The organism is Photobacterium salinisoli (genome assembly GCF_003614885.1).
Lineage (GTDB): Bacteria > Pseudomonadota > Gammaproteobacteria > Enterobacterales > Vibrionaceae > Photobacterium > Photobacterium salinisoli.
In genome coordinates this window covers 1,769,091-1,782,174 of sequence record NZ_QZMS01000007.1, presented here as the reverse complement: position 1 = coordinate 1,782,174, position 13,084 = coordinate 1,769,091, and the positions used below count along the sequence as shown (strand labels likewise).

Genomic DNA, 13,084 nt, shown 5'->3' with positions numbered 1-13,084 from the left:
AATCATAAATGAATAACAAAAGGTGATCTTTTTCACAGAAAAATATCCTTCTTAATCAATAGCGAATATACATAGTTTTATTAAGGGTTTATTCAGGGAAAAAAGATACTCTGGCTGTGCATAAAGAAAATCTTTGCTCTATGTTTGGATTGGGTTTTGGACTTTTTTATGATGTCGGCAACAGGCTTTGACTGCCTTCTCCTGTTTCTGACGAATTATCTGAGCCCGTTTTTTTGCGCTTATGAGTGCCATCAGCGTTGTGGCCACTCAGAACATACACTCAAGGAAACAAAGATGAAAAAAACACTAGCAGCGGCAATTATCTCCAGCTTGTTTGCCAGTGGCGCAAGCTACGCGGCGAATATTTATCAAGGCGAAGATGGTAGTGAAGTGAACCTTTACGGCCGTCTGGGCTACAACATTACAGACAAAGCCACCGATGACGGTGACACTGAAGGCCAATTTGACGCACGTTTAGGTCTGGGTGGCTCTCAGCGTATTAATGATCAAGTCTCTGTGATTGGTTGGGCTGAGTACCAGGTCGGTGCGGCAGAGTTTGAAAATGGATTCTCTCATAATGATACCCAGAGTAACCAGAGCTTGACGCCACGTTATGTCTGGGCGGGGATTGATGCTGGTGACGCCGGTCAAATCACCGGTGGTCGTGTGGCTTCCGGGATTATCTGGTTCTCTGACATTGTCGATGTATTCCATGCTTCCGATGTGGCCTTAGGGCGTCAGATCAGCCAAATTGATAACTCAGCGGCGCAAACTTTCCGTCAGGACGGCACACTGCAATACCAAAACAATTTCAGTGGGCTGGATCTGTCGGTCGCTTACATCTTTGGCGACGGTGACTCTGAGTCTGGTCTGAACGATGATGAGCTCGACTACGGTTACAATACAGCTCTGCGTTACGCGATTCAGCTGGGTAACGAGATGACACTGACCCCTGTTGTGGCATATCAGTACAACGAAAACAAAGGTGGCGATGAGTCCACTTTCTGGGGTGCTGGTGCGAACTTCGTTGCGGGTGCACTGACAATTGGTATGGAATATTCAGAAAACGAACTGGATTACACGGGCGTTTCTGACAAGAGTAAAGATGAAGTGTTTGAAGCGATTGTTGCTTATAACATTAACGATTTCTGGACTGTTCGCGGTGGTTACCGCAACCTGGATAACACAGGTGGTGACGAACTGGAACTGGACGAGTACACACTGGAAGGCCAGTACCGTCTGACCAGCCGTTCATCGATTTATGCTGATTATGTTATCCGCGACGGTAAAAACGGCACTATGAATGGCCAATCCGTTGGCTTCAGTGGTGATGCTGACGAAGATTTCTATAACGTTGGTCTGCGTTACGAGTTCTAAGTCTCTCGCAATCACTGACCATACAAAGGCTGGAGCATGCTCCAGCCTTTGTTGTTTCAGCATATCGGAGGTTATCCGGCTTTGTAGTCGGCTTTATCCAGGTTGTGCTTTTTCATTCTCAGATACAGCTTTTTACGCGGGATCTGCAGGTAAGTGGAGACTTCATTAATTCTGCCGCCGAACAGGTACAGGGCATCTTCAATTACCTGCTTTTCATAGTCATCTATCAGATCATCCAACGGGCTGCTCATTTGATCCAGCGATTTGGTTCGCTCTTGTCCGGTGAGTTTGACGATACCAATCGCGTAGAGCTCTGCCACATTACGTAATTCCAGAACGTTTCCTTCCCAGCTGTGCCGGTTGAGTGTATTGATATAGGCTTTATCCACCACAGGGACGGGTTTGTTGAGTTTCTGGCAGCTGGCCTCCAGAAAGTATCGGAACAGCAATGTAATATCGCTTGCCCTTTGTCTTAGTGGCGGAATGACAAACCGCGCCTGACTGAGAAAATAAAACAGCTCAGGCACTAAGGTTTCTTTTTCGACCGCTTGTTCAGCCGTTCCTTCAACGATCGCCAATACGCGTACTTCTCTTTTCGCCAGGCGCTCCTGCTCAAGGAGAAAACGGCATAGCCAGTGCTGTGTCTCTGTCGGCATGGCAGGCAGGTTATTGATGCAGATACTGCCTCCGCGGGCGTTAAGCATTGCCCGTTGTAAATCAGCGGTGCGCTCCACTTTGCTGCCGCACAATTTGATAAAAGGGCCTTTGCCCATATTTGTGTGTGCATGCAGCAAGCGAGCCAGAGTCTGACGCCCCGTTCCGGCTTCGCCTTCAATCAGGGCATCTTTGTCATTGTTTTCCGCTGCGGCAATCTGATGTCGGAGCTTGACGATTAACGGGCTGTCACCCAGCAGCACGTTGCTGGCTGTTTGACTGAGTCTTTTACGGTGTTCAATCAGCTGCTTTCGTTTCGGCAGATGTTTATCCAGTAGTGTGATCAGCGCTGCGGGCTGTAATGGCTTTTGCAGGAAATCGGCTGCCCCGTTTTGCAAGGCATCCACTGCCATAGGAATGTCGCCGTGGCCGGTAATGAGTATCACAGGCAGGGCACTGTCGAGGGATTTAATCCGGTGCAGCACCTCTTTTCCGTTCATTCCTGGCATATACATATCGGTAATCACCACACCCGGCCAGTCTTTGTGAAGCAAGGTCAGGGCCTGCAAGGGATCGGTGGCCGTCAGGGTCTGATAACCTGCGACTTCCAGCAGGTGCTGGTAAGCATCGGCAACATCCTGATCGTCATCAATGATCAGTACTTCAATGTTATCGCTAATCGTCATATTTCTTTAACTCCAAAACAACCATTGCGCCTCCCTGCAAGGTGGAAGCAAGGTAAATATCCCCGTTCAGGCGGTTCATGATGGAACGGCAAATGTTCAGTCCCAGGCCCAGGCCAACATCTTTAGTGGTGGTAAAAGGGGTGAACAGTTTTTCAATAATATCTCGCGCAAAACCCGGGCCCGTATCACAAATGGCCAAGCTGAATGTTTGGCGTTCAGCAGAGTAATTAAGCAGTTCTACGTAAATATCTCTGGTATCACTGCCTGCCACTGCATCACAGCTATTGATGAAAAGGTTAACCAGCACCTGTTCCAGCTGTATGGGATCGGCGAGGACCTGAAACGGGCTGTTTATGTTGCTGCTCAGATTGGTTTGCTGAACTTTCAATCTGCTGTCTATCAGTTGCTGGGCGTGATTGATGGATTCTTGAATATCAACGGCCTGAAGCATTCTGTTGGCCGATTGTTTTTTCGCGAAATTGCGCAGGCTGGTAATGATACGGGCCATGCGTTCAGTCAGACTGTCCATTTTATCCAGGCTGGCTGTAAGCTGAGTGAGGTTGTTTTTATCCACGGCCATTCGCGTGGCAAAGATATGGGTTGTCATGGCTGACAGCGGCTGGTTCAGCTCGTGCGCCAGCGAGGTCATGGTTTGTCCGACCACAGCCATTTTAGCCGCCTGGATCAGTTCATCCTGGGTGGCGCGTAAATCTTCCTCGATACGTTTTCTGTCTTCGATTTCCGCTTTCAGTTGCTGGTTTCGCTTGGTCAGCGACTCGGTTTTTTCCTGCACCATATTTTCCAGCCAGCGGGCTGCGCTTTCCTGCTCGGTTATGTCTGTCACTGTAATAATGACTTTGGCCTCCTGGCCCTGCCTGAACAGGCGAAAGTCCAGACGCAGATAACGCGGTTCGCTTGAATGTGTCTGTTTGATCGTGAGGTTACACGCCCCATTGGACTGCAAAGGGCTGCTGGGCAGAAACAGCCGTTTCAGGCGGGGTTCCATGGCGCGGTTGAACAGCGCCCAGATGGTCTGATTGTCCGGGATAGCTTCGGCATCAAAAAGCGATAATGCGCTGGGGTTGACCGATTCTACTATGCCGGATAAATCGCAGGTGATGATACTGGCCTGGGTGTTATTGATCAGGTTCAGCGCGTTGGAGCGCTGCATTTCCAGCATTTGCTGGCGGAATTGACGCAGGCTGTCACCCAGCAGGCCAATTTCATCATTACCATCAACCTGTATGTTGGCATTGAGATCGCCGTGGGCCACGGCATACAGATCCTGGCTGAGTTGATTCAAACGCGCGACAATTCCGCGGCTGACCAGATAGACAGACAGAAAGACGGACAGGGTAATGGCCAGCAGTACCACGGCAAGCAGAATGTAGCTGCTGGTGATGACAGACTGACGGGTGTGATCGTTGAGAGCAAGCAGAGAGGAATCCGCCTGACCAACCATAGTCTGGATCAGATCTTCCTGATAAATCAGCCGGTTGTTGATGCGCTTGTCATAACGCTGGATTGTTTTCTCCAGTGCGGACAGCTCGTTCAGTTGCATTGCCACCGGACCGTTAGGCTCAACCTGGCTGATCATGTCGTTAAGCTGCTGCCGGAACGCCAGTGTCGATGGGTAGTGGCTGAGGGAATCGCTCATGGTTTTCAGTTGCTGGGTTTTAAAGCCAATGTAGTGAAAAGCGTTGGCGATATCCCGGTTATCATCCCGGTGAAACATTTTCTGCACCAGCTGATACAGCTCACTCTCTTTTACTGTGATGGACTGAATGAGAGAAAACTCGTTCACCGTTTCCCGGATGGTGTCACTATCCAGGTGATGGGGCGTGGTTCGCGTTAACTGCCATTCTACTTCCTGGCGGATGGGAGCAAGCTCATCCACCACTTTTTGGTGCAGCCAGCTTATGCGGCTTTCCGATTGCGCCAACGCCAGCAGCAGGATCGATCGCTTATTCAGCAAATTGCTGTAAGTCTCTATGTCTTTGAGCAAGCTGGCGTGCTCAATTTTCAGCGTCGGATAGGAAGACAGGCTGGCTGTGTTCGCAATGGAGTGGGTGATCCTTTCGGCTTCGGTCTGAATTTGTTGTTTCAGCTCTGCGTGACGGGTTGGATCCTGGTTGTCCCCGATATTATGCAGGCTGTCTTTCAGCGCCGCCGTGCTGCGTTCAAGGTGATAGCTGGCCCTGAGTGTCGGCAGGTTTTTGCTGACAATGGCATCTATCTGATCGTCGAGATTTTCCCAGGTAATCAGTGCGATGAGGCTGACGCCTATACTCAGAAATGCCATCAGACTGATGGCGCTAATCAGGCGATTACCGATCGTTTTGCGCTTCAGCATCACAACTCCTGTTTATACGACATGAGTATGTCTTGAGATAAACGAATGGATTGCTGTAATTGCTGGCTCATCTGTTCCTGCCAGAGCCCGACAGTACGGGCAGAGGCCGGGTGACGCACTGGGTCTTGCAGCGACAAAAAAGCCTCAGTAGTGGCTTGCTCGGCGCTGATCACTGTGGTCGAAGCCAGCGTAATGGAGCGTTTCAGCTGCTCGGTTTGCTGAGGATTCAGGTCCGGCAGTAACCGGATTTTATGGATTAGCTGCCAGGCATAGTTCAGCAGGGGCTGCTGCTGGCTGATGCTGATATCAAAAAGTTGCTGTACCGGTATCGCCCGCTCTTCCAATAACCCGGTATCAACAGTGAATGTGGCTGTGTCTAAGGCTGGGATTTTCGCTCGGCGATGCTTATAAATGGGCGACTGCTCGATGCGCGCCTGTGAAGAGTCAGAGAGCATAAATCGCACAAATTCAATACCTGTCTGATCGGACTGTTTTCTGTCCAGTGCAGCGATATAGCTCGGCAGAACCATGCTGTCGGGCTGATACTTAAAATGGATAAACGGGAAATGAGCTTGCTGCTCTTTGGCATAACTGTCGATAACCAAACCGATGCCAGACTGCCCGCTGGCGACAAGATCGGTGGCGCGCTGACTGTTGGCTGAGATGGCATTCAGGTTGCCCCCCAGCTGTAAAAGCAACCGCCAGCCGTGATCCCAGTCATAACGCTGCAGCAGGTTTTCCACCATCAGGTGTGTGGTCGCTGAACGGGAGGGGCTGCTCATGACCAGGTGGCTGTGGTAGACAGGGGCAATCAGTGACTCCCAGCGTGACGGGACAGGCAGCGCGTTCCTGTCGACATAACGCTGGTTCCATATTATGCCGCAGCCCGAGAACCCCAGAACAGCAATGTAGTCTGAATCGAACTGGTTTTGTTCATCTGTCAGTTCGGAAACCGGCACCAGAGAATGGCTGTCGGCCAGTGGCTGAAACAGACGCCGGGAAGAGGAAAGCACAACATTCACGCCATGATCCGGCTTTGCCAGCAGTGCTAGCCCCTCGCTTTCCCGGCGTTGCAGAATAATGACATCCAAACCGGCATGCTGCTGTTCAAAAACCTCGATACTGCTGCTCAGCAGGGCAGGGTTGAAGGTGGTCAGAATCACCAGCTGCTTTTTTTCACTGGCGTGCAGGGGGAAAGTCGCCAGTAATACTAAGATCAGAAGCCGGTATAACATGACAAAGAATCCTTCCTTACGTAGCCTGATTTATTGCTTGCTTCCCACCTTTACTCGCCGTTTGCGGGTGGCAGACAGAAGAGGTATCGCGTTACGCGCTTATATACAAGTAAGGGGCAATGGGGAACAGTAAAAAGTCGATTATCATGGCTGAAGTTATGGTCGGCTAGCTCTTTAGTCTTTTCCATGCCATAAAATGTGCCAATCGTGACCCAATCGTCAGCCACTTTGCGCTAACCTGCGCAAATCTATCAGAACACCAGATTTCGCCAATGGGGAAATTGTAAAAAAAGTATGCCAGCTAAATAGCGGGCTTGCTGTCATGCAGGAGGGCTGGGGGAACAAGCGCGAAAGGCGGCCCGAATGATACCGAGGCCGCGATGGGTGAGACACTTCTCGTCATCCAGATTTATCTGTCAGGCACTGAGTATCTGCTGTATCTCGGTAGCGGAGAGATGATACTGGCGAGGGCACTGCTGCCATACGCCCAGCATGCGGCGATATTTACTCTGCATCGGCACATGGCTGTTAAAACAGTGCTCTGAAGGCAGAAAATGCGGATAAAGATTTTCTACCTCTGTCAGGAAGCGCACATAATGCATTTGCTGGGGTTCACTGGCGGCATCAAACCCCAGAAATGTCAGACGGCGAGTATCAATCCGGGTCTGCTCGGCGTCGCTTAACTGATTGCAGGATTCTTGCATGGCATGGTGCATTTCCATCACTTGCAGGATCTCTTTGCATTCATCTTCTGAGATAGCCCCAAAGTTTTTATCCAGCTCCCTTAGCTGCAGCCCGTATCCACGCTCGACTATGGTTTGCAGACGCTGAAACTTACCGGCATGCTCGGGATCGAGCTGGGCCATCAGTCGATATTGGTTAGACAAAATGAGACGTTGTGCATGTGTCATTTCCATAGTGGTATCCTGCAATAATTTTACTGGTTACAGCTTAGCAGCAAGTTAGCCGGTGCCTTTGATCTGAGCCGGGTTTGCGGCAGACTTTACAGAAAAACCGACTGCATTTGCGTTACACTGGCCGCAATGAAATGTGATTCAATTGGGTGAATACAATGCAAGGATGCTGGCAATGACAATGCTTCCCTGGGCTGGGTGGGCCGTATGGCTGGCCGTGCTGTTCTTCTCTTATCCGCGTGAATTTTATCCTAAGTTCAAACACCAGAAAGACTATCAGCATCTGGTCTCCGGGACTGTCATGGTACTCTTTTTATTGTGGAGCCTGAGGGCCGGACTGGTTGATGGGCTGAAAGTCCATTTTCTGGCCTTGACCGTGCTGACCTTAACCCATGGCTGGCGAATTGCCATATGGATAGCGGCGGTTCCAGGTTTGCTGTTGGCGGCATTCGGCATTCAGGACTGGCAAGATCTGGGGCTGGTGAATCTGACCAGCGTGGTGGTGCCTGTATTGCTCAGCTATTGGGTTTTCTTGCTGAGTTACCGCTACCTGACCCGGCATCTCTTTGTTTATATTTTTGTTGCGGCATTTTTTAACGGCGCCCTGTCACAGGTGGTCCATATGCTGCTGACAGGAAGCTGGATCTGGCTCGAAGGAGAATACAGCTGGCAATACATAGTGGATAACTATTTATTGCTCATTCCTTTGCTGTTGTTTCCTGAAGCATTGCTCAACGGTATGTCGACCACCTTGCTGGTGGTGTACAAACCAGATTGGGTGAGAACCTTTTATGAACGGGATTATATTTACCAGCGGGATAAGTAAACCTGCACGGGACAACATCTCCCTGAGCAATCAATACATCACATTGGGATGATATTGCGAAAGGATAGCTTTTACCTTGTCCATCACAGCTTTTGACGGCGGTTTGACCCCTTCCAGCGGATAGTCATACCCCATGGCTTCCCATTTGTGTGCGCCTAACTGGTGGTAGGGGAGCAGTTCGATTTTCTCTATATTGTCCATATCCTTTATGAATTCTCCCAACAGATGGGCAGAAGTGTCGTTGTCGGTAAAACCGGGTACCACAACATGACGAATCCAGGTTTTCTGTCCGATTTTGTGCAGATAACGGGCGAAGTCGAGAATACGTTTGTTGGGCACGCCCACCAAGTCGTGGTGAATCTCATCGTCGATTTGCTTGAGATCCAGCATCACAAGATCCGTCGCCTCCAGCAGCTCATCAATCACAGGGGTATGTTTACGGACATAACCGTTGGTATCCAGACAGGTATGGATGTTCTCGGCTTTGGCTGCCCGGAAAAAGTCGCGAATGAATTCTGGCTGCAAGATGGCCTCCCCACCGGATGCGGTGACACCGCCGCCTGAGGCTGTCATGAAATGGCGATAAGAGAGTGCTTCTTTCATCAGCTCATCCACTGTGATTTCACGTCCGCCTTCCAGATCCCAGGTATCACGGTTGTGGCAGTATTGGCATCGCAGCAGGCAACCTTGCATAAACACGATGAAGCGTATGCCCGGGCCATCCACAGTTCCGCAGGACTCAAAGGAGTGAATACGGCCTTTTACTGTCATAAGGTGGCGCTCCCAGATAAAAATTGCATGGCTGTTTAAGTATAATCCCCGCGACTCTTGCAAGCCGCGGGGAAAGTGCAGTGCCGGGCCATTGTTGCCCGGCAAGGGTTACAGCGACTCAGTAAAGGTACGTGCAATAACGTCCTGTTGCTGTTCTGTCGTCAGTGAGTTGAAGCGTACTGCATACCCGGATACACGTATGGTGAGCTGCGGGTATTTCTCCGGATGCTTCACGGCATCTTCCAGTGTCTCGCGGTTAAGCACATTGACGTTCAGGTGCTGGCCGCCTTCAATACCGGCATCGTGGTGGAAATAACCGTCCATCAGACCGGCCAGATTTGCACGGCGGGTATCATCAGATTTACCCAGTGCGTTCGGTACGATAGAGAAGGTATAAGAGATACCGTCTTTGGCGTGTGCGAACGGCAATTTACCTACTGAGGTCAGCGAGGCCACTGCGCCTTTCTCATCGCGACCATGCATAGGGTTGGCACCCGGTGCGAAAGGCTGACCGGCACGTCGTCCGTCCGGGGTGTTGCCGGTTTTCTTACCGTACACCACGTTGGAGGTGATGGTCAGGATAGACTGAGTCGGAATGGCATCTCGGTAGGTTTTCAGCTTACGAATCTTGTTCATGAAGCGTTCGACCAGATCACAGGCGATGTCATCGACGCGGGCGTCGTTATTACCGAATTTCGGATAGTCGCCTTCGATTTCAAAGTCAGTGGCAATACCGTCTTCGTCACGCACCGGTTTCACTGTGGCGTACTTGATAGCAGACAGGGAGTCAGCCGCCACCGACAGGCCGGCAATACCACAGGCCATGGTGCGACGCACGTCTCTGTCGTGCAGTGCCATTAATGCAGCTTCGTAGCTGTATTTGTCATGCATGAAGTGAATGGCGTTCAGTGCTGTGACGTACTGGGTTGCCAGCCAGTCCATCAAAGAATCCAGGCTGGCCATCACTTTGTCGTAGTCCAGCACCTCATCCGTCATCGGGGCGGCTTTCGGACCAATCTGCAGTTTCAGTTTTTCATCCACACCGCCGTTGATGGAGTACAACAGGGTTTTTGCCAGGTTGGCCCGGGCGCCGAAGAACTGCATATGCTTACCGACCACCATAGGTGAGACGCAGCAGGCAATGGCGTAATCGTCTGAATTGAAATCAGGGCGCATCAGATCATCGTTCTCATACTGGATAGATGAGGTATCGATAGACACTTTGGCGCAGAATTTCTTAAAGCCTTCCGGCAGGCGCTCAGACCAGAGCACAGTGATGTTTGGCTCTGGGCTTGGCCCCATGGTGTACAGAGTATTGAGGAAGCGGAAGCTGGTTTTCGATACCAGTGTCCGGCCGTCAACGCCCATGCCACCAATGGATTCGGTTGCCCAGATGGGATCGCCGGAGAACAGTTCATCGTACTCAGGAGTCCGCAGGAAGCGTACCATGCGCAGTTTCATCACGAAGTGATCAATCATTTCCTGCGCTTGCTCTTCGTTGATCTTACCGGCTGCCAGATCCCGCTCTAGGTAGATATCGAGGAAGGTCGAGGTACGACCCAGTGACATCGCTGCACCGTTTTGCGATTTCACCGCCGCCAGATAGCCGAAGTAAGTCCACTGAATCGCTTCTTGCGCGGTGTCGGCAGGGCGCGAAATGTCATAACCGTATTTGGCGGCCATTTCTTTCATCTGTGCCAGCGCATGGTACTGATCAGCGATTTCCTCGCGCAGCTGCATGGTCATCTGCAGATCTTCGCCTTTCTCGAAACGCGCTTGCAGCGAGGTAAACTGAGCCAGTTTGTCCTGCATCAGATAGTCAATACCGTACAGGGCCACACGGCGATAGTCGCCTATGATACGGCCACGGCCGTAGGCATCGGGCAGCCCTGTCAGCACCCCTGACTTACGGCACTTCATGATGTCAGGAGTATAAATATCGAAAACACCCTGATTGTGGGTTTTGCGGTATTCAGTGAAGATTTTCTTAACCTGAGGATCGAGTTCACGGTCGTATGCTTTACAGGAGCTCTCGACCATACGGATACCGCCATTGGGGATGATAGCCCGTTTGAGCGGGGCATCCGTTTGCAGACCGACGATGGTTTCCAGTGATTTGTCGATATAGCCTGCATCGTGTGCAGTGATGGTAGAAATGATTGACGTATCGAAATCAACAGGAGAGTGAGTGGCGTTTTCCTGTTTGATGCCTTCCATCACTTTTGCCCAGAGCTTCTGGGTTGCAGCTGTGCCCTCACTGACCAGAAAATCTTCATTGCCCTCGTAAGGGGTGTAGTTTTTCTGGATGAAGTCACGGACGTTGACTTCACTTTGCCATTCACCGGCCTTGAAGCCTTCCCAAGCCGTAGCAAATTGATCTGCCATATTATACCTACCTGTTATCGTCAGTAGAAAATGTCTGCAAATGCTGCATTTAGCCTGCAGCCTGTGCAATTTGTATCATTTTTGTCAGTGCGGCTTTTTGATTTACCGCACTGATAAGTCAGAACCTATTCTTTTTCCTGTGTTATCCCAAAAGCGCAGGGATACCCGGAATCATGCCGACCGCCAGCATGGCGCCCAGGCACACTAGCAGTGTCAGGCCCGGAATGATGATGCGATCAGCCAGTGTCAGGTGATTCGGTCTATCTTTGTCACCAATAAGACCGTTGTTATCCAGCAGCATAGTGACAGCCCAGCCGAATACAGGGTTCACTGCCATGGACGCGAAGATGCAGATCCCCGCCGACTGGCTGGACTTGGCATCTTTTACCATTTGCATACCGGCTTCCAGCAACGGCAGGAACACACCGGCCAGCAGGGCAATCGTCATCACCGGCGGCCAGATCGCAATATCCATAGGGTAGCCGATAATAGCCACAATGATGCATATGCTGCCCAGCAAAATGGCGCCAGCCGGAATCGGGCGTTTGGCGATGGCTGCCGGGATCATGTACGTCCCCCAGGACGAGGTGACATTACCGCCGCCAAATGCGGCGCCGACTATCTGGCGAACCGAGCAGCCTGTCATGGTGTCATCGACATCCATCAGGGCTTTCTCGGCTTTTTCAGGGTAGTTCATTTCCTGAAAAATGCGGTGGCCAAGAAAGTCGGGTGACCACATGGCAACGGCCAGCAGGGCAAACGGCAGCGACGCAATGAAGTGCTCCACCGTTGGCATGCCCAGTTTCCAGCCTGTTTCTGTAGAGCCCCACCAATAGGCCGGGTTCAGATTAGGCAGACCGGGTGTGGTATGGAACTCAAAAGGGGCGCCCATGAAGGCAGCGATGATACCGCCCGTCACGGCGCAGACTGGGATCGCCAGCCAGCGCTTGCCTATACGGGCCAGAAAGGCATACAGCACGATAGAGATAAAAAGGATGAAAGTGGCGACATAACCCATATTGATGTCGCTGCCCCAGCTCAGCAGGCTTTTTATCTGACCGCTGGAGCCGACAAAGCCCAGGAAGATCAGCAGTCCGCCTGCCACGCCGTCACTGGTGAGTTTGACCAGTCGGGACCCGCCTTTACACAGGCTGAGCGCCAGGCCGAAACCGCCCAGCAAAATAGCCAGTGCTAACGGGTGACCGCCGGCGGCTGCAATCATGCCTATCATGGGGATCATCGGGCCATGATTGCCCGCCAGATTGGCGCGCGGGTTCAGAAACCCGGAGACCAGAATACAAAACAGCGATGCGGATACCAGCATCTCAACCCTGACGTTCTCAACCACGAATTCCGGGCCAAGGCCGTAAGCGGCGGCATAAGAAGACATCACGGCTGAATACATTGCAATAATGCCGATAGTGCCAGCTATTGCGGGCACCAGATCTTCCCACTCGAAACGAAAATCGCGGCCGGGCAGGTTCAGTGCCCACCGGCGCGGATTCAGGATCTGCAGTTCGTGATCAAGGTAGCGTGAGCGGCTGGAAAAGCGGCTGGCTGGTATGTGCCTGTCCGAATAACGCTCGGAGTCTGCATCGGTTTGGACGTCACCGAATTGAAGGTTTGATGACATAAGGGCCTCGTTCTACAAGTCTATAATTCTTGTGTTCCGCACCGGGAAGGAGTGGCCTGAATCCAGTGCGAATTTATATTCTGGTATCAATTACTGATAATGAGGACAGTTTACTCCCCGGGATCCCATGAAAAGTTGATCCTGATCATCCAAGTCTCTTGTATGGAAAAATACTACGGAAAAACCAGTGTCGAGTGAGGTTTAAGCGGTGTTCTGGGATGTTTTTGTAATTTTATTACGTAAATTTAAA

The 13,084-nt window shown here is 51.3% G+C and carries 9 protein-coding genes; 2 read left to right on the top strand and 7 right to left on the bottom strand.

The features are described 5' to 3' along the window. Positions 1-294: 294 nt before the first annotated feature. Entirely contained in the window at positions 295-1,377 is a 1,083-nt protein-coding gene (locus D6M16_RS08790) for a porin (RefSeq protein WP_120511461.1), read from the top strand. Positions 1,378-1,448: 71 nt separating this feature from the next. On the opposite strand, the gene D6M16_RS08785 is transcribed toward D6M16_RS08790, so the two are convergent. From D6M16_RS08785 to D6M16_RS08770, 4 genes are all read right to left on the bottom strand, one after another. Continuing rightward, positions 1,449-2,717: a sigma-54-dependent transcriptional regulator gene (locus D6M16_RS08785; protein ID WP_120511460.1), complete on the bottom strand. Its 1,269-nt coding sequence runs from the start codon at positions 2,715-2,717 to the stop codon at positions 1,449-1,451. After that, positions 2,707-5,070 (bottom strand): ATP-binding protein, encoded by a 2,364-nt coding sequence (locus D6M16_RS08780; RefSeq protein ID WP_120511459.1) that lies wholly within the window; start codon positions 5,068-5,070, stop codon positions 2,707-2,709. Before D6M16_RS08780 ends, D6M16_RS08785 begins: the two co-directional genes overlap by 11 nt. Next, positions 5,070-6,305 carry an ABC transporter substrate-binding protein gene (locus D6M16_RS08775; RefSeq protein ID WP_120511458.1) on the bottom strand — a complete coding sequence of 412 codons (1,236 nt, stop codon included), beginning with the start codon at positions 6,303-6,305 and terminating at the stop codon, positions 5,070-5,072. Before D6M16_RS08775 ends, D6M16_RS08780 begins: the two co-directional genes overlap by 1 nt. Before the next feature lie 416 nt (positions 6,306-6,721). Continuing rightward, positions 6,722-7,222, bottom strand: a complete 501-nt coding sequence (locus D6M16_RS08770; protein WP_120511457.1) for a YfbU family protein — start codon at positions 7,220-7,222, stop codon at positions 6,722-6,724. 172 nt (positions 7,223-7,394) lie between these two features. Between D6M16_RS08770 and D6M16_RS08765 the strand changes: the two genes are divergently transcribed. After that, positions 7,395-8,045 (top strand): energy-coupling factor ABC transporter permease, encoded by a 651-nt coding sequence (locus D6M16_RS08765; RefSeq protein WP_338048213.1) that lies wholly within the window; start codon positions 7,395-7,397, stop codon positions 8,043-8,045. Between the two features lie 30 nt (positions 8,046-8,075). Here D6M16_RS08765 and pflA read toward each other — a convergent pair whose 3' ends face one another. The 3 genes from pflA to D6M16_RS08750 all read right to left on the bottom strand — a co-directional run bounded on the left by pflA (position 8,076) and on the right by D6M16_RS08750 (position 12,834). Further along, positions 8,076-8,816, bottom strand: a complete 741-nt coding sequence (gene pflA / locus D6M16_RS08760) for a pyruvate formate lyase 1-activating protein (protein WP_120511456.1) — start codon at positions 8,814-8,816, stop codon at positions 8,076-8,078. A 108-nt stretch (positions 8,817-8,924) separates the two neighbouring features. Beyond that, a complete protein-coding gene (gene pflB / locus D6M16_RS08755; RefSeq protein WP_120511455.1) occupies positions 8,925-11,201 on the bottom strand; it encodes a formate C-acetyltransferase in 2,277 nt (758 codons plus the stop codon). A gap of 142 nt (positions 11,202-11,343) precedes the next feature. Beyond that, complete coding sequence (locus tag D6M16_RS08750) at positions 11,344-12,834, bottom strand: DUF3360 family protein (RefSeq protein WP_120511454.1); 1,491 nt, start codon at positions 12,832-12,834, stop codon at positions 11,344-11,346. Positions 12,835-13,084: the final 250 nt, after the last annotated feature.